Raw genomic sequence first — 23670 nt, forward strand, 5'->3', positions numbered from 1 at the left:
AAAGATATTACCGATATTGTTAAGGAACTCGGTATCACGAAACAACAGCTACATAACTATAAAAAACTCCTAAAGTTGATTCCTGAGTTACAGGGTATGTTTGAAGATCAGGAGTTGAAAGCGATGACTATAAGCTTTTGGTCATAGGTATAAAGTTATCTTATTTCACATAACAATTAGGAATTAAGTTCGTTTTCCATAAATCGGAATAATGTTACTATGTCATAACGAACTCAAACAGAGGTATATTATGACAACAATTAAAGTGACACCTGAGCAGCTTATGACTGCCTCCAAGCAGTTTGAGTTAGCACAGCAAACGGCAACTCAAATGAATAGTAATTTAGTACAACAAATTTCATCTATGGGGCAATTGTGGGAAGGACTGACTAAAGAGCACTTTTACTATTCCTTCCAAACCTCTCAGAAGAATATGAATGACTTTGTTACCTTGACGGATTCTATTGCTAGGGAATTACGTCACCATGCAGATAAATTCAGATTAGCAGATCTGATGGAAGCAGGTAACATTGACGCAAGTTGTTTACCACCTCCACCGAATTCATGTGCTGTTCCTGCTCCAGATACACGGAATGCGTTCCAAAAATCAGTAGATAGCTTAACTGAACTAGGTCAGGATTTTGTAGACGCTAACTCAGTACGCTATGAGAAAAAGTTTAATTCAGTCTGGAGCTTTCTAGATTATATGTCATATGGTATTCCAAAAGGAATGTACCAAGGGTACATGGAACGGGCAGCTAAACAAAACGATTCATGGAATGACATGCTCAATTTCGGTACATTTGGAGTAACAGGTATGATTCAAGGGGCATTTAATCCAAACAATGCCTGGTCAAAGGAACACTGGGCTAATATGATCGGTACAGCTGGATTAATTGGAGGAGTTAGTTCAGTAATCAAGCCTAAAATTGGTTTGAAATCATCTATTAAGTATGAGATTCCGAAGAATAATGCGAATTCGAAATTGCGTAATTCAATAGAATCTGAACCTAAAACAGAAGTACAAACAGGTGGAAGAAACGATCTTTCAATTGATGAATATTTTCGTAGAGAAGCTGAAGCAGATGAGATGTATGATCAAATCAGAGCGTCTGATAGTGATGTAAGAGCAATAGCTGAAAATTCTGGAATGAAGGAAAGTAGAGTTCAAAGAATCAAAGAACACGTTTTCATAAATGAACATATAAAGTCGAGTGGTTATGGCAGATTTCATTCTGATTACGAAATAGCTCAAGCATGGGATAGATTACAAAAAGGATTACAAACAGAAAAAGATATGGATTTGCTTAATCATGAATTGTTTGAATCCAGATTTGAGGGTATATTTAAAACAGACTATGAGACTGCTCATAAAGCTGCGGTAAGGTCGGGTCGTCCATGGGAAATAGAATAGAGGAGATTTTATAATGGGAGCATTTGTTTTACTTTTTAAAGAGCATGAGGATGAGAATGTAGTTATTTATAGATATGGCCCAAATGAACACATTATGGGGAAAATTCAATTGAACAAAGAGACTAAGCTATTCTCTGAAATTGAACCTTTACCAGATCCGAGTCATTCAAATAAATTTTATTTTGATAGGGCTGCACAGCGGATGGCACGTTGCTTCGTTAAAGAAGGTGGTATATTTCCCGAAAAGTTGACATTTGAATCATAAAGTAGCTTCAATAATACGAACCGAGCTTGCTCCTTTAACAATAAAATAGGAGTGAGCTTTTTTCATTTTTCATAGTAATTTATCTGATAAAGAAGATAATTTGCATGCAACTAAGAATTTAGAGGTGGGTTTAAACAGGAGAGTCTTCAATCAGGCTACTTACTTAGTGATATGGTTAAAGTATACGGAAGGTACGTGAATGTTATGAAGTATGATACATACTCAAAATTATGGGAAGAACAAAATAGTCTAATGAGATTATTAGAGGGGAGGGGTTTTATGAATCGGAGATTTTTATCATGGCTTTGATAAGAGTTTTTTTAATTGGAGCTACATTTTTCCTTATTGGGGGATTGGTGCTTTACTTCACAAGGCGCTATGAATTAATAAAGTGCTACTTTTATCACGAAAAGAGAAGCGCTGAGTAAATATATCAAACGCTTCTCTTATTAATAATCTGGTTAATAGATATAGAATAAGTAGTATGCCTAGCGCTATCCCTATTATTGTAACTGGTTCTTATTCATAATATTAATTGCGTCCTTTGTTATTAATTTAAAAATTGTGATTCCCAAGTACCGTCTGCATATCCCCAAATTGTATGTGTACCAGTTCCGATTACCTCTTCAAGAGACGGATGAGTAAAGTTCCAAGTGAAATATGCTGTCTGGTAGGCGCTGCGCTTGTCAGAGTTAATATGTGGTTTCTCTTCTTTTATGGTGATATTCACTAAAGGGACCCACTTTCTTGTAACAACTCCACCGCCATTTAGAATTTCAGTCACTTTCCCCGCACTAACTCTGTAATGTATATATACTTGTGTTGTAATAATATTGATACCAAATGTAGAAACGACTGTTTCAGCATGAGGTGTATATTCAGTCGCAAAAGGAGTAGTAGAGTGTGCTTGTTTGTTTTGGTTTACCCTCACTTTTATATCTCCATTATATAAATCTGAATCTTTTCCGCTTTGTATTACATTAAAAATTGATTTTATCGCTTCAGGATCATTCATATAATTTACAAACTTTTGTTGTTCTTCTTGCGAGAGATTTGTGAACTGCTCTAGAATGACAGAGGAGTCATTATCGTTCTGCGAGTTGAGTTCTTTATTATTGGCTTTTAGATAATTAATGTAGTCTTCAGGGGTGTTAATAGATAAAGAATCCTGTGCGTTAACTGAGTAAGGAAGTACACTTAAAAATAATACAAATACAACAAACAAACTTAATAATTTTTTCACTTTATAATCACTCCTTAGATATGTTAGTAAAACAAAACCATTAACATCCTTTAAATGGATTTGATTTACAAGGAATATACTACCATATATAAAATAAATTATCAAATTGTAGACTAGTAATAAATCTAATTGAAATCAAACAAATAAATATAATGAAAGTTGATAATTTAATAAAAGTATGTAACTAAAGTTCAGCTAAGGATGGAGACTATAACATATATGAATTGTCAAACGGCATCTTTTATTATCTCTGGTTGCGAGATCCCTTTAGGGGAAGTAATGAGGCGATGTACATATCTTAACTAATGATGATAAGGAAGTTGGATGGGTTACACTGATTAAGGATGTAAATAGTCTAGCAATGCTTATGAATTGGAGAAAAGTTGCTGTTACTATAACAATTAATCAGTTCTTGAGAAAACCGAATAATAAGTACTACTTCAAGAAGTTAGTGAAGCACTTACTACTTACTTGAGGAACATAAAAACAGTATTTGATAATCTTTTGAAGGGAGAAAATTACGTATGAAGCACTACTCAAAATACAAATATGTTTATAATAACTGGTATGTAGCTAGTTGCGAGAAGCATGGTGAAAAACCAATTGATTTGACATCTACTTTGAAATTGTTCCTGAATGTAAAATGGAAGAAATGAGACAGTTGTTGCATCGATGGAGTAACACCATAAAAGCAGGATTTTACTGTCACTTTTAAGAAATGTATATGGAATAAATATAGGAAGGCAAGTTGTTGAATAGTAAAATCACAATTCTCAATGGCAAAGAATCATTTTTGTATCGATTTATCTTAAATACAATTAACTTTGGAACCTTTCATGCTGATACTTTACATATTTCGATGAATTAATGATTGAAGAGTTGCAAACGCACGAAAAACTAGTTGGTTAGGGAAAAATGATGCTGGAGAGCCTTTTGGAGATAATTCAGTATTAAAATTGATTACCACAATAAGACTGCCAAATGGCCATCAATGAGAATATCAAAAATTACTGGATGGATTCGTCCCAATGAAAATATGACCTATGAAGAAGTATACACTTTTTACGCCAAGTGCGATTTTATCCCAGATGGAAAGTTGCTCAAATATATAGAATAAAACATAACAGTATAACATTGAAAAGATAAAACATAACAGTATGGCAATGGTAAAAAGATTTTATGGCTGTAGCATTAAATTTTGAATTAGAATGCAGACTGATAAAGATCTAACCCAGTACCAAATTCATAAGATTGTTAATGCCGTAGTTGAGAAAGTGCATAAGGAATTAGAAGAACTCAAAAAAGATTAAAAGAACTCGATGATGGCAAAACTCATGGGATATTGCTAATGCTTATTCCTGAGTTGCAGGATATGGTTGTTGTTACATCCTATAAGGCCTTTAGCAGCTTACGACTGTCTCCAAGAAATTAGAACAGGCACAACAATTAGTAGCTCAAATGAATAGCAATTTAGTACAACAAATTTCATCTATGGGGCAATTGTGGGAAGGGCTGACTAAGGAGAAATTTTACAATTAACCCCATACATCTCAGAAGAATATGAATGACTTACCCTGACGAATTCTAGTGCTAGGGAGTACGTCACCATGCAGATAAATTCAGATTAGCAGATCTGATGGAAGCAGGTAACATTGACGCAAGTTGTTTACCACCCCCACCTAATTCTTGTGATGTTCCTACTGCAGATACATGAAACGCATTTCGAAAATCGGCAGATAGCTTAACTGAACTAGGTCAGGATTTTGTAGCCGCTAATTCAAAATGCTATGAGAAGAAATTCGATTCAGTGTGAAGCTTCTTAGATATATGTCTTTTGGTATTCCAAAAGGAATGTATCATGGGTACATGGAACGGGGAGCTAAACAAAACGATTCATGGAGATGTTCTTTTGGAGATTATGAAGTTAGACGATATTATTAAAACACCCAATAAAGGAATCATTTTAATTGGAACAAATATTGGATTAGATAAGCAGGATCATACGAATCTGAAAAGTTTGATAGGTTCAAAAATACAAGTAGATAAGGTAGATGGGACAAAATGTGAACTGGACGTATTGGATATTAGCCTTTCTTTTTCCATTGCTAACCTTCCACTCATTGGTATTAGTGTAAAGGATTCAGAAAATATTAAAGATATAAAAAAGGGAACACAAGTAGTGCAATTGTTGGATGGATAAGGTAATCAAGCAGATGGACAAAATGTCCATATAAAAGATATCCCCGATTCAATTGGAGAAGATGAATGGGTTGAAGACTATAAATGGTATGCTGCAATAGCAGCAAGGAACAGCCACATCTGAGCAAGTAAGGATGTTGGACCAGAGATACTGAAGGAATAATATTGTGAACACAGATAAAGTAAATGTGTCCACTTTCTAGTCTAGACCCATAAGCCTCCTAATATTTTGAATGTATCCACGGGCGTCCACACTTACCCGGAAATGCTGCATAAAATATCCCGGGTGAACAAAGAGGAGGTGCATGTAATAACCATGATACACATGGAATCCGTGCAAGTGGGTGAGCATACATTTATCGGAGTTGAGGTCAAACTGCCTAAAACAACGCTGTTGACGATCTCTAACTCCCGTGGTTACATCATGTGTGGTGCACTGGATGTTGGGCTGCTCAATGAGCGGCTGGCGGATCGGAAAATTCTTGCCGCACGAGCTGTGGGGGTAAAAACGCTGAAGGAATTGTTGGAAGCGCCGATGGAATCGGTGACGACTGAAGCGGAGCAACTAGGGATTAAGCCAGGTATGCCAGGATACGAAGCACTTTTGAAACTGGTGTAATGAAGCCTATGTGCATATGTTGCATAAAAGTAGAGGAACAAGAAGAGAAAAAAACCGGACTTTTTGGCTCCGGTTTTTTTCTATGAAAAGTTTTATTCTATCGAGTTGAATCATATGAATTATATACGAACGATATGACCTGCAAGAACAATTATTCGGCAAACAAATGGGTCAGGTTCTCGCTAAAGGGTGCTTGTACAATCCCTTTTTCGGTAATGATGGCGGTAATGTACTCATGAGGTGTAACGTCGAATGCTGGGTTGTAGACTTTGATGCCCTGCGGGGCGGTCCTTTTACCAAAGCTTTCGGTAACTTCCTCCGCAGAACGCTCTTCAATCGGAATATCTGCGCCTGTTGCGGTCTGCAAATCAATGGTAGATAGTGGCGAAGCGACATAAAAAGGAATGCCATGCGCCTTCGCTAGCACAGCTAGGCTATAGGTGCCGATTTTGTTGGCCACATCTCCATTAGCAGCGACTCTATCTGTGCCGACAATAACGGCCTGTACCCATCCTTTGGACATCACCATGCCCGCCATATTGTCACAGAGCAGGGTGACATCAATGCCTGCCTGCTGAAGCTCGAAAGCGGTCAGGCGCGCCCCCTGCAGCACGGGGCGGGTTTCGTCGGCAAATACTTTGAGGTGAATGCCGTTCTCCTGCGCAAGGTACATCGGCGCGAGCGCTGTTCCGTATTTCGCTGTCGCCAATCCGCCTGCATTGCAGTGAGTAAGTACGCCCATCCCGTCCTCGAACAGAGGTAAAGCATGGATGCCGATTTGGCGACATACTTCCTCATCCTCTGCCTGAATGGCTGTGGCTTCACGCTCCAGCCCGGCATTCCAGTCTTTGACCTGACCTCCGCTAGCTTCAATGATGAGTTCCCCAGCCCGCTTCTTCATGCGGTCCAAGGCCCAGAACAGGTTCACTGCCGTCGGGCGTGAAGTAGCCAAATGTCCGCACACGGCGTGTACATGCTGCAGCCACCCAGCAGCGTCGGTGCCGTCGTAGGCGGTAGCTCCTAGCACAACGCCGTAGGCCGCAGCCATCCCGATAGCGGGCGCACCACGTACCTTCATGGCATGTATGCCATCCCATACTTCCTCGGCCGTGAATAAATCCAGCATGACAATCGTTTCGGGCAGTAGACGCTGATCCAACATAGACAAGCGGTTGCCTTTCCACACCAGCGAAGATAGAGCCTGACTGGGCACTGTAGCTTTCCCAGAGGTTACGGGCGACGATTCTTTCTTTTCACTCATATTCATTAAGCTCCTTTAGTTTGGGCAGCTGTTGCTGTCCGAACAATGTCTCCCAGTTCCCGAATCGAATGAAGCTCGCGATTGCGAAGAACCAAGGATTTACCGATAGATAACGCCAGACGTTCCGCAGCTTCCTTGATAGCAGGATCGGCAATGGTGTCGATATCTGCCACATGCGACAGGCTGATGATACGGCGAATCACTTTGCACCCTGCAAAACCAATCGTATCTTGCAGTACTTTCTGGAGATACAAGTCCTGATATCCCGCTGTACGTGCCATATGATCGGTGACATGCTCATCCCACAGTTTGCGGAACCTACGCTCAAACTGCTCCCATACCTGAATGGCGGTCTCCAGAACCCAGTCACGCCTTTCCTTTAGAGCCTTCTCGCCAGAGGTCCATCCGGGTTGTGCTGCGTAGTTCAACAGCAGATTGGCGATCACTGCTCCGATATCAAAGCCCATGGGTCCGTAGTAGGCAAATTCAGGATCAATGACTTTAGTCGATTCGGTCGTTACGAAAATGCTACCAGTATGAAGGTCACCGTGCAGCAGCGCTTCGGTTCGTGTCAAAAACTTTTCTCGCAGCAAAGCCACTTCCAGGTGAAGCACTTGATCTGTACGTAGTGCCTCTGCTTCGTCTTCGATGTACGCACCATAGTTGTTATTATCTGAGAACCGATACGGTTCATCCAGAATCAGATCCTCAGTTATTTTGCAGAGATCCGGGTTGATAAAGCGTTTAACCAGGTCTTTTTTATCCTGCTGATTCATGCCCAAATCTGAGGTGAAGAAGAGCGTGCGTGCCAGAAACTCCCCAATATGATTAGCGAAATATGGATAGGTGTTTCCTTCTATTAGTCCCTTGCGCATGATGGTGTGTGAGCTAAGATCCTCCATCACGGTCAACGCAAGCTCATCGTCATACGCCAGTACCGCAGGAACTAATTCGGGGCAAATGTGGTGTTCCTGCTGAAGTGCCTCACGTTCAATACGGGCACGATCCAGTGAAAGCGGCCAGGATTCACCCACAATTTTTACATAGGGAAGTGCCTGCTTGGCAATGATACTCTTGTTAGATTCAGAATCCGTAATATGAAAAACCAGATTTAAGTTACCATCACCGATTTCTCGGCATTCCAGACGGGCTTCCTGACTAAAAAATCCGGGGATGTTCTTCACGAATTCGATTGCTTCTTCAGTGGTTAAAGGATGATATTGGGACAACGAAGTCACCTCCATAAAATGTGCGCATGTAAATAGTTCAAAAAATATCACAATATTAAACCAAGTATTTTGATAGGATAGAGAAAGTATAACGAAAATCATTGAAGTTTTGTACATTTTTTTTATGGGGATTGAAAGAGGAAGAAAGGAGAACTCTTTTTTTGTTTCGTCTCCGTATAGAGAGGGTAAATATGAGACAGACGTCCGGCAGGTGATATTAGGATGCCCGCTGGCGTCTTACCGTCAGTAATGACGGTGATGGATATGTAAACGTTCCTGAAAGTCAATTTGATGAAAAAGGAAGGGATTTATGATGGCTAAAACAACAAGTAACTCGAAAAATACGCAAACCAAATCGGTGGAGGAACTTTTAAACCGTCAAGTCGCTAACCTCAATGTGTTATATGTAAAAATTCATAACTATCACTGGTATGTGAAAGGCTCTAGTTTCTACACACTCCATGTTAAATTTGAAGAGTTATACAATGAAGTGACATTGAAAATGGATGAGATCGCCGAGCGTTTGCTCGCGTTGAAAGGTTCTCCTTCCGCAACGTTGAAGGAATACCTGAAGCTGTCGTCGATTCAGGAAGCAACCGGCAACGAAGATGCTCCTAAGATGGTACAAACCTTGATCGAGGATTTTGCAACTGTATGCGAGGAGTTTCAGGAAGGTATCGAACTGGCGGAAAGCAATTCCGACCAGCCAACTGCAGATTTGCTGATTGGTTATAAAGCGGATCTGGAGAAACATATGTGGATGCTTCGCTCTTATTTGGGCTAATTGGCCGAATTTCGCTCCATTACCCAATGCTTAGTTCGGTGAAATTAATTCCACTCCATAGTGATGGGGTTACGCTCTGAAATAAACTCTCTACATGTAAAACGCTACTGACGTCATGCTGTCAGTAGCGTTTTTATGGCTGGAAAAAGATCATGCATCCCATGTTTTTTGTACAAATTTATAATTATATGAACAACCACAGGATGAATTTTGCTATTTGTGTGCCTGGTGGGGTGAACATTTTATGAAGAAAGTTGGATAACGTGTGTCTGTTGGTTGCACCCTTAAAGATATTTATTATAAAATAACTTGAGAATCATTGAGAATCAGTTTAGAATGATTATAAATAAATTTTTAAATATTACTTGAAATCAGGGGGCTCCCCTGTTTAAATATACTTTCTGATTTCGACACCACACTACATTTTTTGGAGGGTATTGCGAATATGGCTACAAACTTTAAGATTGAAGGTCTCAAGGCGACCATTGAAGGCAAGGAAATTTTGAAAGGTATTAACCTCGAAATGAAGGGCGGAGAAATCCATGCCATCATGGGTCCTAACGGTACGGGTAAAAGTACACTCGCGTCTGCTTTGATGGGTCATCCTAAATATGAAGTCACAGATGGCAAAGTAACTTTGGATGGAGAAGACGTGCTGGATATGGAAGTGGATGAGCGTGCACGTGCAGGATTGTTCTTGGCGATGCAGTATCCGAGTGAAATTGCAGGGGTAACGAACTCCGACTTTTTGCGTAGTGCGATCAACGCACGCCGTGAAGAAGGACAAGAAATCTCCCTGATTAAGTTTATCCGTCAAATGGAAAGCAAAATGAAAGAGCTCGAAATGAATCCTGAGTTTGCTCACCGTTACCTGAACGAAGGCTTCTCAGGTGGTGAGAAAAAACGGAATGAAATTTTGCAAATGATGATGATTGATCCGAAAATTGTCATTCTTGATGAAATCGACTCCGGTCTGGATATCGATGCTTTGAGAATCGTGGCTAGCGGTGTCAACGCTATGCGTTCCGAAGAGCGTGGTTTCCTTATCATTACTCACTATCAACGTCTGTTAAACTACGTTAAACCAGATTATGTACATGTAATGATGCAAGGACGTATCGTTAAATCCGGTGGTCCTGAGCTTGCTGAGCGTCTGGAAGCGGACGGTTACGACTGGATCAAGGAAGAGCTGGGTATCGTTGATGAAACTGTAGGACAAGAGGCGTAAGCCGGAAGCGAGGAGGAAAACTAATGACTACACAAACAATCCTTCCGGTAGATTCCGAGCAACTGCGTGTTCTGTCCGAACGTAACGGCGAACCATCTTGGTTGGCCGAAGACAGACAAAAAGCACTTGAGCTTGCAGGCAAACTGGAGCTTCCGGTATTTGAAAAAACAAAAATCGAACGATGGAAATTAAACGATTACGGTCAACATAAACAGAACGAGGTCATTGCATCGGTAGGGCAGGTCCCGGCAGCCATTGCTGATCTGGTCAAAGAGCAACAGGAGGGTGGTCTGATTATTCAGCGCAACTCCGGCGCGGTATATGTGAAGCTGAGCGAGGAATTGGCGGCGCAAGGCGTCATTTTCACGGATTTACAAACAGCGGTTAAAGAGCATGCTGATTTGGTTAAAGCTCATCTGAACACAGTTATTAAGGCTGAAGAAAATTCATTATCTGCATTGCACGCAGCACTCTGGAACGGTGGAGTATTTGCTTATGTGCCTAAAAATGTAGAACTGAACGTTCCGCTTCAAGCTGTATTCCTGACGGACGATGCGACTGCAACGTTTGCGCCGCATGTGCTGCTCATTGTCGAAAGCCACAGTTCCGTGACGTACGTAGACAACTATGTATCTGCGGATTTGGCGGCACCTGTTCTTCATAACGGTGCGGTAGAAGTTGTTGCAAATGCAGGAGCTAAAGTACGTTATGCGACAGTCCATCAGTTTGGAGAGCAAGTAACGGATATTTCGATTCGTCGTGCTACGTTGGGAAATGACGCAGCTATCGAATGGATTGTGGGCGAAATGAACAACGGTAATACAGCAAGCAATACCATGTCCGTGCTCAAAGGCAATGGCTCCAATTCGGATGCTAAGATCATTGCTGTTGGTTCTGGCTCACAAAAGCTGAACTATACGACACAAGCACAGCATTTTGGTAAAAATTCCGCCAGTCAGATGATTACGCGCGCAGTAATGCGTGAAGAAGCGTCTTCCATCATTAACGGAATTACAAAAATTGAAAAAGGTGCTACCAAAGCAGACGGTCAGCAAACAGAACGTGTTCTGATGCTCAGCCCGAAAGCGCGTGGTGACGCTAACCCGATCCTGCTGATTGATGAAGATGATGTAACGGCAGGTCACGCAGCATCGGTTGGTCAGGTAAACCGTGAACAAGTGTATTACTTGATGTCCCGCGGGATTAGCCGTGCAGAAGCTGAACGTCTGATTATTTATGGCTTCTTGGCACCTGTCGTATCTGAAATTCCGCTCGAAGGACTTCAACATCAGCTGCAAAGCCTTGTTGAAAGGAAGTTAGGCCAATGAATACTGCATTGATCCGTGAACAGTTCCCGATTTTACATCAGGAGATTAACGGTCATCCGCTGGTTTATTTGGATAATGCGGCCACTTCGCAAAAACCGCTGGCGGTCATCGAGGCGATCAAGCACTACTACGAATATGATAATTCAAATGTTCACCGTGGTGTGCATACCTTGGGTAGTCGCGCAACGGATGCTTATGAAGGTGCGCGGGATAAGGTAGCCCGCTTTCTGAATGCAAAGCGCAGTCAGGAAATTATTTTTACAAGAGGAACAACAACGGCGTTGAATCTGGTCGCTTCTTCCTATGGCAGGGCTAATTGCCAGGCAGGTGATGAAATTGTCATCACCCAAATGGAGCATCACAGTAATCTGATTCCGTGGCAACAGGTAGCCAAAGCCACAGGCGCGACTTTGAAATATATTCCACTTCAAGAGGATGGTAGCGTTGATCTTGCTGATGTTGAGAATACCATTACAGAAAACACGAAAATTGTAGCGATTGCGCATGTCTCCAATGTGCTGGGTGTTGTGAACCCTGTCAAAGAGATTGCAGCTATTGCGCATCGCAACGGCGCAGTCATCGTTATAGACGGTGCACAAAGCACACCACATATGAAAGTAGACGTGCAAGACATCGATGCTGACTTTTATGCCTTTTCGGGTCACAAAATGTGTGCTCCTACTGGGATCGGAGCACTGTACGGCAAGAAGGCGCTGCTGGAAAACATGGAGCCCATTGAGTTCGGCGGTGAAATGATCGACGATGTGGGATTGTACGAATCCACATGGAAGGAGCTGCCTTGGAAATTTGAAGGTGGAACCCCGATTATAGCCGGAGCCGTTGGTTTGGGAGCTGCCATTGATTTTCTGGAAAGCATCGGACTGGACGCCATTGCACAGCATGAAAGCCGTCTGGTCGACTATGCTCTCAAACGTCTCCGTGAAGTGGAGGGATTGACGATTTACGGACCTGCAGACCGTCATGTTGGGCTCGTAACATTCAACTTGGATGATGTGCATCCGCATGATGTAGCTACCGTATTGGATAGCAAAGGGGTGGCTGTACGTGCAGGCCATCATTGCTGCCAGCCATTGATGCGCTGGTTGAAAGCCAGTGCGACTGCACGTGCCAGCTTTTACCTCTATAACACGGAAGAGGAAGTCGACGCTTTGGTCAGCGCCTTAATCCAAACAAAGGAGTATTTTGGCGATGCAACTTGATGACTTGTACCGACGCGTGATTATGGATCATTATAAAAATCCGCGCAATCGCGGACGTTTTGAGGACGATGCCGTTACGGTGGATTTGAATAATCCTACGTGTGGTGACCGGATTTCTCTTCAACTCAAAACGAAAGACGGCGTGGTCGAAGATGCCCGTTTTACTGGCGAAGGCTGCTCGATTAGTATGTCCTCAGCTTCGATGATGACAGAAGCGGTCAAAGGAAAAACGATTGATCAGGCACTGGATATGGCAAGCCGCTTCTCTTCTTTAATGAAGGGAGAAGCCGTTGAATTCGATGATTATGAAGAATTGGAAGCTTTGTCAGGCGTGAATAAGTTCCCGGCCCGCATCAAATGTGCGACACTGGCTTGGAACGCGCTGCGCAAAGGGATTGATGAAGATAAATAATTTAAATAGAACAGAGGAGGTTTGAGAAACATGGCCAAGAAAGCACCGGAAATGGAAGAGTATAAATATGGCTTTCGTGACGAGCACAAGTCCATTTTCCAAACAGGTAAGGGTCTCACTCCGGAAATTGTAAAGGAAATCTCCAAAATTAAGGATGAGCCAGAATGGATGCTGGAGTTCCGTCTGAAAGCACTGAAACAGTTTGAAAAAATGCCAATGCCAAACTGGGGCGGAGATATGGATGAACTGGATTTCAACGATATCCAGTACTATGTAAGACCTTCCGAAAAACAAGGGAAGACATGGGAAGAAGTTCCGACGGAAATTAAAGAAACCTTTGATAAACTGGGTATTCCTGAGGCGGAGCAAAAGTTTTTGGCTGGTGTATCCGCACAGTATGAATCCGAGGTTGTCTACCACAGTATGCAAAAGGAACTGGAAGATCAGGGCGTTATTTTCATGGATACCGATACGGCGTTGCGTGAGCATCCTGAGATTCTGAAAGAGTATTTTGCAACAGTTGTACCTCCTGCGGACAATAAGTTTGCTGCACTGAACAGTGCGGTATGGTCAGGTGGTAGCTTCATCTATGTACCAAAAGGCGTGAAATGTGAAGTTCCATTGCAGGCTTACTTCCGTATCAACTCGGAAAACATGGGTCAATTTGAGCGTACGCTTATTATTGCGGACGAAGACAGCTTTGTGCATTATGTAGAAGGTTGCACGGCTCCAATTTACAGCACGAACTCGCTGCATAGTGCTGTGGTCGAAATTATTTGTAAGAAGAACGCACGCGTTCGTTATACAACGATCCAGAACTGGGCACCAAACATCTATAACCTGGTAACCAAACGTGCGGTTGCAGAAGAAAACGCAACGATGGAATGGGTCGATGGTAACATCGGTTCCAAGTTGACGATGAAGTATCCAGCCGTTGTATTGAAAGGCCGTGGAGCGAAAGGGATGGTCCTGTCCATCGCTGTTGCAGGCAAAGGCCAGCATCAGGATGCAGGTGCGAAAATGATCCACTTGGCACCAGACACCACCTCCACAATTGTATCCAAGTCGATCAGTAAGCACGGCGGTAAAGTAACGTATCGCGGATTAGCTTCATTCGGTCGTCAGGCTCAAGGTGCAAAATCGAATATCAAGTGTGATACGCTGATTTTGGATAATCAATCAACTTCAGATACTATTCCTTATAATGAAATCATGAATGACGACATCACGCTTGAGCACGAAGCAACGGTTTCCAAGGTATCGGAAGATCAGCTGTTCTATCTGATGAGCCGTGGTTTGACTGAAGCAGAGGCAACGCAAATGATCGTTATGGGCTTTATTGAGCCGTTCACCAAAGAGCTGCCGATGGAATATGCGGTAGAAATGAACCGTTTGATCAAGTTCGAAATGGAAGGTAGTATTGGTTAAAACGCAGTAACCCTTGGTGTGACAAGGTTTTTGAGGTATTCTAAAGCTGTTAAATTGGAGTCGTGTCGATTTTGTGCCGACTCGGATTTCCTGCTAGTACAGAAGGCGAACTTTTTAAGTTCGCCTTCTTCTATTTTTTCCGTAATGTCTAAAAAGATGTCGGCAGTTTTCTGAAACCGCTTTTATAAGGGGAGATAGAATTAAAAAAATTATTGTTAGGACTGCGGATAATTGCCTAGCACTTAACTATGTTTGCTTAATAGGATATTGTAAAGCCACAAAACATAAGGAGGCAGGCAACGGATGCAGAAGAATAAAGCTGGAGTGAAGAAGAAAACCCTCTCTTCTAAACAGACACAGAGGCATGTACATGAATTTGAAGGTAGTACCAAACTGGCTGAAGAAGGCGCAGACCGACATAACCACCGCTTTGCAGGTGTTACTGGGCAAGCGATTCGAGTTGGAAGAAGTCATGTCCATGAAATTGATCTTTCAAAAACTGATTTCGTGAACCATTTTCATAATCTGAGAAGGATTAGAACAGGACCCGCTATTCCAGTCGGAAATGGCAAGCACGTACATTTTGTTACGGGCCAAACCACATTAAATGATGGTCATGTACACCAGTTCAATTTCGCAACATTGATTCAGGCACCTCTTATTTAATAAACAAATGTAGCAAATAATATAGTAGTAGAAACGCGTTTTTATTGTGTTTGATCGTTGTAAATTGTGACTAGGTTAATGTCCCTAACATAAAAAGAGGCTGTCCTTCGTAGAAGAACCTACGAATCAAGGACAGTCTCTTTTTATTCGCGTAGCCTGGGCTTCGGCAAGACATTTCGTTCCACCGAAGTAACGCCGGGAGGCAGTAGCGGATCAGGATTCCAAATAAATTTCATCAATGGATACATGGCGTTCCCTAGACAAATCTACATATTCATCATCGTTAATTCTCACTAAGGGTCTGAAGTAATCAGCAGGATTGTTCAGAATAATCGTTCCTGTCTGCCCTGTAGTCAGCAGAACCTGCTTATTAATGAAATTAGGAAGCATATGTCTGATGAACACTTGGGTAGCTTCTGGGTTTAGATGTCCAAAACTCATGCTGTGCAGCTCGCGTAATACGGCGAGTAGCTCCTGCTTCGTCTGGTACACACGATTGGAAATCATCGCGCTATACACGTCTGCAATAGCTGTTATGCTGGCAAAAGGATGAATTTCTTCCTTGAACAGTCCATGGGGATATCCACTTCCATCTTCACGCTCGTGATGCTGCAAGGCGACAATTGCAGAAATCTCATCGCTGGTTGAATTGCGAATAATATCATAGCCATAGAGAGAATGTTTCTTCATTTCATGAAATTCTTCAGGTGTCAGTTTATCCGGTTTGTTCAAAATTTCATTCGGTATCATGGATTTGCCTATATCGTGTAAATATCCGGCTTTACCAGCGGCATAAGCTTCTTCTTCTGTATATCCAAGCCATGTGGCAATGTAATATGACAGTACACCTACTTGGAGAGAATGATTATAGGTATAGTGATCTCCCCGCTCCATAATTAACAGCAGAGATACGACATCTTTTTGACGAGCCAGCTCTGAAACGAGAGGGCCGAACAGTTCATCAACTCGATATTCATCAAATTTTCCAGTTGAGGAAGCTTCGAGAAACATGCTTTCAAAGCCACTGATCGTCTGCTCCATGAGGGGAACGGCGCGTTTGAGGGATTCAGGGGAAGCTGGAACATCGGGGGCAAAGTCAACCGGAATGCTCGCAGAACCGGCATCAATGTCGATATAATCGACACCATGCATAATGAGTTTGGAAATGTCGTCATGCTGAAGCTCGGTGCCCTGAATCATGACAGGTACACCGTGCCCATTGTATGTATCGGATTTGAGGCGATCTCCCGGCTTGGCATCGGTAACGTGAACTCTCATGTGCTAACCTCCTTATTGTCGTAAATTTGTCGAAAATATGAAACAACCCTAATATATCAAGAATTATATGGGATGACAACGACTAAATTACTATTATTCCAAGCTGTAAAATAGGTCCCAGGAACCCGTTTCCTATCAGATACCTACAGTAGATAACGTCAATGCTTTTCACTATGTTTATGATGTGAGATTGTTCAGAGAGTACAGCGAAGCTTAAGGACTATGTCCACTCATATGTACCATATTGCTAAATAACATGGTATGCTTAAACATTAGAAGCTCCAAAGTCGATATATATAAAGTATAGAGGAGGGCGGTTATGGAGATGACGACTCGGCAAACGTTGACCATTTTGCATACCAATGATATCCATAGTCATTTTGGCAGTATGCCTTCGATAGCCGCGATGATCGATGAACGAAGAGCCGCATCACGGGATGCGCTGCTTGTGCTCGACATAGGAGACCACATGGACCGGATGGCCCCCGAAACGGAAGGAACGCTCGGTGGGGCAAATGTGGATGTGATTAATCTAACAGGATACGATGCAATTACGATCGGTAACAATGAGGGACTGACTTTTACCCCGGATATGATTGAACAGGCATATGCAGGGATTCATTGTCCGGTCGTATGTGGCAATATGACAGAGCGTGCTACGGGGATGAACCCTTCGTGGATGAAGGAATCCCTTATCGTAGACAAAGCAGGAATCAAGGTCGGTTTACTCGGTGTGACGGCTCCTTTTGTAGAGTTTTATCAATTGCTGGGCTGGGATGTGCTCAATCCGTTTGAGGTGCTGGGTAAGCAGATCGCGGCACTGAGAAAGCAGGTTGATGTTTTGGTTGTGATGTCGCACCTGGGTCTACCTTCCGATCAAAAATTAGCGTCGCAGTTTCCTGAAATTGACGTTATCCTTGGAGGTCACACCCATCATGTGCTGGAAGAACCGCTTTGGATCGGAAAAACAGCTTTATGTGGGGCGGGTAAGTTCGGAACGCTACTGGGTGAAGTGACACTAAGTCGTAACAATAGCCTCGAACCGTTTCGAGTCACGTCAGGCGGCGTAGTTCCTGTAGATCAGACACTACTGGACGAAAAAGTGGCATCGGCCATTGTGGTGCATCGCAGACAAGCAGAGCGCGCCATGGAGAGCACCATTGCGGTGACGGATCGGAAACTGGAGATTGCATATGATCAGGAATCCCCTTTTGGGAATATGCTGGCACAAGCGGTGTCCCATTTTACAGGAACAGAAATTGCCCTCGTCAATGCGGGACAACTGCTCGGCCCATTACCTCAAGGGGATATCAGCAAAGGAATACTACATTCCTTATGCCCTTCGCCGATTAATGCCTGTGTTATGAAGTTGCGGGGAAGAGATATTCGGTTGGCGCTGGAGCAGTCCTTGCTGCCTGAATTTACAGACAAGCCCATGACGGGCTTTGGCTTCAGAGGCAAAGTGCTTGGCACGATGTGTGTGGAAGGCTTGGCCATTCAGTATGACTCGGGCCGTGCTCCTTATGAAAAAGTGACGGACATTCGTGTAGCGGGTCAACCTTTGGAAGAGCATGAGGAATACACAGTGGGCACGTTGGATATGTTCACTTTCAAAGCAGGTTATGAAGTGCTTGCGAACGGAACAGATCTCCGATTTATGCTTCCAGAATTTTTACGGGATTTGATTGAAATGGAGTTGAAGCGTCCGGGCGCGATGGAAGAATGTTTTGCAGCTAGGTGGCTTCAGGTATCAAAACAATCGGGAGAGGATTAAGCTGCGACTGGTACCTGTTACATTATTGAGAGCCGGCATGAAGCTGGGCAAAAAAATATACAATGAAAACGGAATGGTGCTGCTCTCGGAAGGTGTTGAGCTTACTTCGCGATTGATTGAACGTCTAGGCCAAGTCGGTATTGGATATGTATACATTGAGGATGCTGTGACAGAAGATATCGTCATTCCTGAGATGATCCATGAACAGACAAGGGCCGCGGCGCTACAGGAAATCAAAAAGCAGTTTCAAGGGTTGTCATCCTACTCCGTAGATCATAAGCACAAATATTTTGGCAAGTCATTTTATAAGGTGATGGAATCCATTCTGGACGATATTGGAGGCCGTCAGGACACCATCATTATGTTGATGGATATCGGGGCCGCGGATCAGGATTTGTATCATCATTCTTTGAACGTATGTTTATATTCACTAGTACTTGGAATATCCAATGGCTACGATAATAACCAGCTCATGGAGCTGGGGATAGGTTCACTACTGCACGATATCGGTAAAATGAAAATTTCACCTCAAGTACTCTATAAGCCGGGTAAATTGACGGATGAGGAATATGAGCATATGAAAACACACACGGTGATCGGCTACAAGCTGCTCAAAGACGAGCCTGGAATTCCCTTGTTGTCGGCTCATTGTGCATTACAGCATCATGAGCGTATCGACGGCAGTGGATACCCACATGGTTGGAAAAAGGACCAGATCCACGAATATGCGAAATGGATCGGTCTGGCGGACTCGTACGACGCAATGACAGCAAGTCGGATATATAAACAGGCTTTGTTGCCTTATGAAGCGATGGAAGTGCTGTACGCCGGGGCAGGAACGTTATATGAGCAGCGAATGCTGGAAGCCTTTCGTGACTGTGTAGCTATTTACCCCCTGGGACTCTCTGTGGTGCTCAACACGGGGGAAGAGGGGGTCGTGGTGCGTATACATCCCAAAATCCCGCAAAGACCCGTCATTCGCATCGTAAGGGACCGGGATGGGCAAGAAGTGAAGGCACCTTATGATGTCGATTTGTCCGTATCCCTCTCGGTTATGATTACAAACACATTGGGCGCTACTGCCGCCCCTTTCGGAGGAGTACACGTAGATTAGCAGATGATGTGGAAGAAAGCATGCAGACACTTTACACATCATGATATGATAATTATACGTCTTTTGAGGTTAATAACAGAAATAAGGTGAAAACATAATGACAGTTCTACAAAATAACACGCTACCCCAAATATCGCCAACCTATGATCCGTGGGACCCGATTGTCTCACTGCGTACACATGGTCGTCATTTGCTAACGAGTGTGGAAATGACCGTAACGCATCTATGTAATATGCGCTGTGAGCATTGCGCTGTTGGCGACATGTTAGTTATGAAGGAGGCCCCTTTCCTACCGTTAGACCTAATGCTGAAGCGTCTGGATGAAGTCGAGCATCTGGAGACCATCAGTATTACAGGCGGGGAACCTGCTTTACTCGATAAAACAGTGGATGAAGTGATCGTTCCACTGCTGAAATATGCCAAGGAGCGCGGTATTCGCTCGCAAATCAACTCCAATCTGACGTTAGATATTCGCAGATATGAGAAGATGCTTCCTTATCTGGATGTGATGCATATTTCGTTTAACTATTTGAATGCGGACGATTTTTATGAAGTGGGTTTTGCAAATACCGGCCGGCCGACTCCACGTGCGGGCGCTGTTCGCCTGTATGAAAAAATGATGGAAAATGCCCGCAGATTGAGTGAAATGGGAATGTTCATTTCAGCTGAATCCATGATTAATTATCGGACACACACGAAGCTGGAGGGCATTCATCAGTTAATCAACGAAATGGGATGCCGACGGCATGAAGTTCATCCAATGTATGCGTCGAATTTTGCCTCTGCTTTGCCTGTGCTTTCACTCGACGATATGCGAAACTCTATCCATAAGCTGCTGGATGTACGTAATCAGGACATGTGGATGTTGTTTGGGACATTACCGTTCTTTGCTTGTTCGGATCGGGAAGAAGACCGTAAACTGCTTCGCCGCTTGCGTCAGGAACCGAATATTACGGTGCGTAATGATCCAGACGGAAGAAACCGTGTGAATGTGAATATGTTCACGGGTAGCGTGTATGTGACGGATTTTGCAGACATTCCGGCTTTCGGAAACATTCAGGAAGACAGTCTGGACGATATTTTTGGTGAATGGCTGAATGAGCATCCGCTGAATCAGACTGTGAACTGTCATTGTGATGCCGCTGCCTGTTGTGGACCGAACCTGCTCGTGGCGGATATGTACTACAAAGGAATAGACTTTAAATCAAGAAAAGCATTACAATTATGAGTATTTTTGCATGATTTTAATTAGCAGCTTCCAATCAATAAAATTTGGATTGAATTGCTTGCAAACCAAAAGATGCAAAATGCAAACTATAGAAATGGGGAGTTCGTATTGGATGGTCATACCGAGTTTCATTGGGGATTGCTAGCTGTGAATCTCCTCTTGGTACTGCTGCTTGTCTTTCTAAATGGTGTATTTGTGGCCGCAGAATTTTCGTTGGTCAAAATGCGCCAATCCCGATTGACGCAGCTCCAAAGCGAGGGTCATCGCCTGGCAGGCTATGCGCTGAAGGTGAACCAAAAGTTGGATGCTTATCTGTCCGCCACCCAATTGGGCATTACGCTGGCTTCATTGGGCCTAGGCTGGATTGGAGAGCCAGCAATATCCGGCTACCTGATAGAGCCACTCATGCACAAACTCGGTGTAACTGACGGTACACTGATTACAACGGTATCCGTTATCGTCGGATTTTGCGTAATTACCTTTTTGCATATCGTATTGGGGGAACTGGCGCCAAAGTCCTTAGCGATTCAGAAGACCGAAGGTGTGGCGTTGTTTTTATCGGCGCCTTTGCTGCTTTTTTATAAGGTCTTTCTGCCTGTGATCTGGGTATTGAATGCTGCGGCAAATTTACTGTTGCGTGCATTCGGTATTCAGCCGGCGAGTGAAGCCGAAGCGGCTCATTCGGAGGAAGAGATTCGTATATTGATGAATCAGAGCGCCAAAAGCGGTGTGATTGATAAGGACGAAATTAAGCTGATGGATAATATTTTTGATTTTTCTGACTTGCTTGCCCGCGAAATTATGCTGCCGCGTACAGATATGGATTGTTTGTACACGAATTTGTCGTTTAAGGAAAATCTCAAGATTATCAGCGAGACCAAGCATTCCCGCTACCCGGTAGCGGTTGAGGATAAAGACCAGATTATCGGTTTTGTCCATATTACGGATCTTCTGCTAGCTGAGCAGGGAGAGCAACTGGATCTGGCTTCGGTGGTACGTCCTATTTTGAATGTGCCGGAGTCCATGGAAGTGAGTCACGTGCTACGCCTTATGCAGAAAAAACATTCCCAAATGACTCTCGTGGTAGATGAGTACGGCGGAACGGCCGGGCTGCTGACAGCGGAGGAAATTTTGGAGGAAATCGTCGGGGATCTCTATGATGAATTTGAGGATGAACGCCCGAGCGTGGAAATGAAGGAGAACTTCATCTCTGTGGACGGCCGTATGCTCATTGAGGATGTCAATGATTTGACTGGAGTGAATATTGAAGACGACGAGGTGGATTCCATCGGGGGATGGCTGTTCAAGGAATTAGAAGGCATTCCGGTGAAAGGGAAGAAAATTGAGTTTTATAACCTTACCTTTGAGGTGGAGGAAGCGACAAGGCTTCGCATAATGAGAGTGAAGATTCACCGCAAGCCTGATCCTGTGATTGAAGATGAGCTTTCTACCGATTGATTCCTGATCCACAGAGATAGGTAAGATCAGTTGAGGTATGTAAGTTATTATAGAGTGCTGAAGAAAGAGCTTTTAAATCCACGTACCGTGGTTTTAAAGGCTCTTTTTTGATTAGAAACAGTTCTATGGTTATTTTCTTTGAACAATTATTTTTATCTGTGATTTTTTGTTCGAGACTTGGGCGATGCGGCATATGTTGAATAGTAAAGCAGATGGATCAATCAAAGGAGGTCCCGGCCCGTGAAATTTCCACAGCAAGGTGAGTATGCCCCGTTTGTCGGCCCGTTCGATCCGTGTCCACCCGTCCTGTGCAAGACTTATGTGCTTCCGCCAAACTTATTTGTACAATTTCAGCCCCCTGGTCTACCGCAATTCAGTCCAGATGAGGCGCTGACGAAGGGGACACTATGGCCTTTACTTTACAGCCCTTATGAGCCTATGAGAAACCAGGGGGGAGGCGAATAGAATGGAGAATCCAAAACAGGGTCAGTCTCCAAACCCATTCCAACAGCAAATTCAGCATGAGAGTGGATATCAACAGCCGAATCCATATCAAAGCCCTTATTCAAATCCGTATTCATACCAGAACCAGTATCAGAGCCAAGCTCAGGACTATAGTCAAGCCGGAAACCCAGCCCAAGGCTGCACGCCCCAAACCAAGCCGGGTGATGCCCAGTTTTATGCGCTGTTGGAGAAGCTTCAGGCGGTAGATTTTGTATTGGTGGAACTGAATTTGTATCTCAATACACACCCGGATGATTTACAGGCTATCGAACAGTTCAATAAGCTGACGCAGGAAAGAACGGCGATTGCTAACGAGTACCAGATCTTATATGGGCCTTTACAAAATTTTGGCCGTGCCTATTCCAAGTATCCTTGGGAATGGAACCAAACTCCTTGGCCGTGGCAGGTCTAGGTAGGTACAACCTTTTATAAAGGAGGAACATGAATGTGGGTATATGAGAAAAAACTGCAATATCCCGTACGTGTCAGCAAATGTGATCCTCATATGGCCAAACTGCTTATGGAGCAGTATGGTGGAGCGGATGGCGAGCTGGCGGCGGCTTTGCGGTATCTGAATCAGCGGTATACGATTCCGGATAAGGTTATCGGCGTACTTAATGATATAGGTACGGAAGAATTTGCGCACCTCGAAATGATTGCGACTATGATTTACAAGCTGACCAAGGATGCGAGTGTAGAGCAAATGAAGGCAGCCGGGCTGGGGGAATATTATGCGGCGCATGATCATGCGCTGTATTACCAGAGCGCAGGCGGAGTTCCTTTTACAGCGACCTATTTTCAAGCCAAGGGTGATCCAATTGCGGATTTGTATGAGGATATTGCGGCAGAAGAAAAGGCGAGAGCTACATATCAGTGGCTGATTGATTTAACAGATGATGTGGATTTGCAGGATAGTCTGAAGTTTCTGCGTGAACGCGAAATAATCCATTCGCTCCGTTTCCATGAGTCTGTGGAAATTTTGAAGGGGGAAAGAGATCGGAAGAAAGTGTTCTGAGAA

The 23670-nt window shown here is 43.5% G+C and carries 22 protein-coding genes and 1 pseudogene; 19 read left to right on the top strand and 4 right to left on the bottom strand.

The window, feature by feature from the left end:
- Positions 1 to 250 precede the first annotated feature (250 nt).
- Both ACUUJN_RS08170 and ACUUJN_RS08175 read left to right on the top strand, forming a co-directional pair.
- Positions 251 to 1414, top strand: coding sequence for a WXG100 family type VII secretion target (locus ACUUJN_RS08170; protein WP_076294942.1), 1164 nt, complete (start codon positions 251 to 253; stop codon positions 1412 to 1414).
- Positions 1415 to 1427: 13 nt separating this feature from the next.
- Entirely contained in the window at positions 1428 to 1679 is a 252-nt protein-coding gene (locus ACUUJN_RS08175; RefSeq protein ID WP_023987879.1) for a hypothetical protein, read from the top strand.
- A 550-nt stretch (positions 1680 to 2229) separates the two neighbouring features.
- Here the strand turns inward: ACUUJN_RS08175 and ACUUJN_RS08180 are convergent.
- Positions 2230 to 2922 carry a hypothetical protein gene (locus ACUUJN_RS08180; protein ID WP_279831432.1) on the bottom strand — a complete coding sequence of 231 codons (693 nt, stop codon included), beginning with the start codon at positions 2920 to 2922 and terminating at the stop codon, positions 2230 to 2232.
- Between the two features lie 1404 nt (positions 2923 to 4326).
- On the opposite strand from ACUUJN_RS08180, the pseudogene ACUUJN_RS08185 reads away from it, so the two are divergent.
- From ACUUJN_RS08185 to ACUUJN_RS08195, 3 genes and pseudogenes are all read left to right on the top strand, one after another.
- Positions 4327 to 4848: pseudogene (locus ACUUJN_RS08185) on the top strand (WXG100 family type VII secretion target); the annotation flags it as partial.
- The gene (locus ACUUJN_RS08190) at positions 4832 to 5122 is read left to right on the top strand and encodes a hypothetical protein (RefSeq protein ID WP_071558963.1); all 291 of its coding nucleotides are present in this window, start codon (positions 4832 to 4834) and stop codon (positions 5120 to 5122) included. The pseudogene ACUUJN_RS08185 and the gene ACUUJN_RS08190, both read left to right, overlap by 17 nt.
- Positions 5123 to 5437: 315 nt before the next feature.
- Complete coding sequence (locus ACUUJN_RS08195; protein WP_023987881.1) at positions 5438 to 5740, top strand: YunC family protein; 303 nt, start codon at positions 5438 to 5440, stop codon at positions 5738 to 5740.
- A 151-nt stretch (positions 5741 to 5891) separates the two neighbouring features.
- Here the strand turns inward: ACUUJN_RS08195 and mtnA are convergent, their stop codons facing one another.
- Together mtnA and mtnK are read right to left on the bottom strand one after the other, a co-directional pair.
- On the bottom strand, positions 5892 to 7001 hold the full coding sequence (gene mtnA / locus ACUUJN_RS08200; RefSeq protein WP_160788877.1) for an S-methyl-5-thioribose-1-phosphate isomerase: 1110 nt from the start codon (positions 6999 to 7001) through the stop codon (positions 5892 to 5894).
- 5 nt (positions 7002 to 7006) lie between these two features.
- Positions 7007 to 8230, bottom strand: a complete 1224-nt coding sequence (mtnK, locus tag ACUUJN_RS08205) for an S-methyl-5-thioribose kinase (protein WP_069081111.1) — start codon at positions 8228 to 8230, stop codon at positions 7007 to 7009.
- A 313-nt stretch (positions 8231 to 8543) separates the two neighbouring features.
- Here mtnK and ACUUJN_RS08210 point away from each other — a divergent pair, with 313 nt between their 5' ends.
- The 7 genes from ACUUJN_RS08210 to ACUUJN_RS08240 all read left to right on the top strand — a co-directional run bounded on the left by ACUUJN_RS08210 (position 8544) and on the right by ACUUJN_RS08240 (position 15296).
- A complete protein-coding gene (locus ACUUJN_RS08210) occupies positions 8544 to 9014 on the top strand; it encodes a Dps family protein (protein WP_484669495.1) in 471 nt (156 codons plus the stop codon).
- Positions 9015 to 9459: 445 nt separating this feature from the next.
- Complete coding sequence (gene sufC, locus ACUUJN_RS08215; protein ID WP_013309552.1) at positions 9460 to 10242, top strand: Fe-S cluster assembly ATPase SufC; 783 nt, start codon at positions 9460 to 9462, stop codon at positions 10240 to 10242.
- Between the two features lie 23 nt (positions 10243 to 10265).
- Positions 10266 to 11570: a Fe-S cluster assembly protein SufD gene (gene sufD, locus ACUUJN_RS08220; protein WP_023987884.1), complete on the top strand. Its 1305-nt coding sequence runs from the start codon at positions 10266 to 10268 to the stop codon at positions 11568 to 11570.
- Complete coding sequence (locus ACUUJN_RS08225) at positions 11567 to 12790, top strand: cysteine desulfurase (RefSeq protein WP_484669496.1); 1224 nt, start codon at positions 11567 to 11569, stop codon at positions 12788 to 12790. The genes sufD and ACUUJN_RS08225 overlap by 4 nt, the downstream gene beginning before the upstream one ends.
- Positions 12780 to 13202 (top strand): Fe-S cluster assembly sulfur transfer protein SufU, encoded by a 423-nt coding sequence (sufU, locus tag ACUUJN_RS08230; protein ID WP_013309555.1) that lies wholly within the window; start codon positions 12780 to 12782, stop codon positions 13200 to 13202. Before ACUUJN_RS08225 ends, sufU begins: the two co-directional genes overlap by 11 nt.
- A gap of 30 nt (positions 13203 to 13232) precedes the next feature.
- Entirely contained in the window at positions 13233 to 14630 is a 1398-nt protein-coding gene (gene sufB, locus ACUUJN_RS08235; protein ID WP_013309556.1) for a Fe-S cluster assembly protein SufB, read from the top strand.
- 303 nt (positions 14631 to 14933) lie between these two features.
- Complete coding sequence (locus tag ACUUJN_RS08240; protein ID WP_023987886.1) at positions 14934 to 15296, top strand: YmaF family protein; 363 nt, start codon at positions 14934 to 14936, stop codon at positions 15294 to 15296.
- A gap of 213 nt (positions 15297 to 15509) precedes the next feature.
- On the opposite strand, the gene ACUUJN_RS08245 is transcribed toward ACUUJN_RS08240, so the two are convergent.
- On the bottom strand, positions 15510 to 16574 hold the full coding sequence (locus ACUUJN_RS08245) for an HD-GYP domain-containing protein (RefSeq protein ID WP_025722544.1): 1065 nt from the start codon (positions 16572 to 16574) through the stop codon (positions 15510 to 15512).
- 319 nt (positions 16575 to 16893) lie between these two features.
- Here ACUUJN_RS08245 and ACUUJN_RS08250 point away from each other — a divergent pair, with 319 nt between their 5' ends.
- The 7 genes from ACUUJN_RS08250 to ACUUJN_RS08280 all read left to right on the top strand — a co-directional run bounded on the left by ACUUJN_RS08250 (position 16894) and on the right by ACUUJN_RS08280 (position 23667).
- Positions 16894 to 18348: a bifunctional metallophosphatase/5'-nucleotidase gene (locus ACUUJN_RS08250; protein ID WP_484669497.1), complete on the top strand. Its 1455-nt coding sequence runs from the start codon at positions 16894 to 16896 to the stop codon at positions 18346 to 18348.
- Entirely contained in the window at positions 18302 to 19462 is a 1161-nt protein-coding gene (locus ACUUJN_RS08255) for an HD-GYP domain-containing protein (protein ID WP_025722542.1), read from the top strand. Before ACUUJN_RS08250 ends, ACUUJN_RS08255 begins: the two co-directional genes overlap by 47 nt.
- Positions 19463 to 19559: 97 nt before the next feature.
- Positions 19560 to 20690 carry a radical SAM/CxCxxxxC motif protein YfkAB gene (yfkAB, locus tag ACUUJN_RS08260; RefSeq protein ID WP_023987890.1) on the top strand — a complete coding sequence of 377 codons (1131 nt, stop codon included), beginning with the start codon at positions 19560 to 19562 and terminating at the stop codon, positions 20688 to 20690.
- Positions 20691 to 20798: 108 nt separating this feature from the next.
- Positions 20799 to 22148 carry a hemolysin family protein gene (locus ACUUJN_RS08265; RefSeq protein ID WP_484669498.1) on the top strand — a complete coding sequence of 450 codons (1350 nt, stop codon included), beginning with the start codon at positions 20799 to 20801 and terminating at the stop codon, positions 22146 to 22148.
- A gap of 240 nt (positions 22149 to 22388) precedes the next feature.
- Complete coding sequence (locus ACUUJN_RS08270) at positions 22389 to 22613, top strand: spore coat associated protein CotJA (protein ID WP_025722540.1); 225 nt, start codon at positions 22389 to 22391, stop codon at positions 22611 to 22613.
- A 1-nt stretch (position 22614) separates the two neighbouring features.
- Positions 22615 to 23064: a spore coat protein CotJB gene (locus ACUUJN_RS08275; protein WP_023987893.1), complete on the top strand. Its 450-nt coding sequence runs from the start codon at positions 22615 to 22617 to the stop codon at positions 23062 to 23064.
- A gap of 33 nt (positions 23065 to 23097) precedes the next feature.
- Positions 23098 to 23667: a manganese catalase family protein gene (locus tag ACUUJN_RS08280; RefSeq protein WP_013309567.1), complete on the top strand. Its 570-nt coding sequence runs from the start codon at positions 23098 to 23100 to the stop codon at positions 23665 to 23667.
- The last annotated feature ends 3 nt before the right edge of the window (positions 23668 to 23670 follow it).

Source organism: Paenibacillus sp. LRG-1, from assembly GCF_057220305.1.

Excerpts from the sequence above, each read along its gene's own strand:
- ACUUJN_RS08170 (WP_076294942.1), top strand. The coding sequence starts at position 251 with ATGACAACAATTAAAGTGACACCTGAGCAGCTTATGACTGCCTCCAAG.
- ACUUJN_RS08175 (WP_023987879.1), top strand. The coding sequence starts at position 1,428 with ATGGGAGCATTTGTTTTACTTTTTAAAGAGCATGAGGATGAGAATGTA.
- ACUUJN_RS08195 (WP_023987881.1), top strand. The coding sequence starts at position 5,438 with ATGATACACATGGAATCCGTGCAAGTGGGTGAGCATACATTTATCGGA.
- mtnA (WP_160788877.1), bottom strand. The coding sequence starts at position 7,001 with ATGAGTGAAAAGAAAGAATCGTCGCCCGTAACCTCTGGGAAAGCTACA.
- ACUUJN_RS08210 (WP_484669495.1), top strand. The coding sequence starts at position 8,544 with ATGGCTAAAACAACAAGTAACTCGAAAAATACGCAAACCAAATCGGTG.
- sufC (WP_013309552.1), top strand. The coding sequence starts at position 9,460 with ATGGCTACAAACTTTAAGATTGAAGGTCTCAAGGCGACCATTGAAGGC.
- sufD (WP_023987884.1), top strand. The coding sequence starts at position 10,266 with ATGACTACACAAACAATCCTTCCGGTAGATTCCGAGCAACTGCGTGTT.
- ACUUJN_RS08225 (WP_484669496.1), top strand. The coding sequence starts at position 11,567 with ATGAATACTGCATTGATCCGTGAACAGTTCCCGATTTTACATCAGGAG.
- sufU (WP_013309555.1), top strand. The coding sequence starts at position 12,780 with ATGCAACTTGATGACTTGTACCGACGCGTGATTATGGATCATTATAAA.
- sufB (WP_013309556.1), top strand. The coding sequence starts at position 13,233 with ATGGCCAAGAAAGCACCGGAAATGGAAGAGTATAAATATGGCTTTCGT.
- ACUUJN_RS08240 (WP_023987886.1), top strand. The coding sequence starts at position 14,934 with ATGCAGAAGAATAAAGCTGGAGTGAAGAAGAAAACCCTCTCTTCTAAA.
- ACUUJN_RS08245 (WP_025722544.1), bottom strand. The coding sequence starts at position 16,574 with ATGAGAGTTCACGTTACCGATGCCAAGCCGGGAGATCGCCTCAAATCC.
- ACUUJN_RS08250 (WP_484669497.1), top strand. The coding sequence starts at position 16,894 with ATGGAGATGACGACTCGGCAAACGTTGACCATTTTGCATACCAATGAT.
- yfkAB (WP_023987890.1), top strand. The coding sequence starts at position 19,560 with ATGACAGTTCTACAAAATAACACGCTACCCCAAATATCGCCAACCTAT.
- ACUUJN_RS08275 (WP_023987893.1), top strand. The coding sequence starts at position 22,615 with ATGGAGAATCCAAAACAGGGTCAGTCTCCAAACCCATTCCAACAGCAA.
- ACUUJN_RS08280 (WP_013309567.1), top strand. The coding sequence starts at position 23,098 with ATGTGGGTATATGAGAAAAAACTGCAATATCCCGTACGTGTCAGCAAA.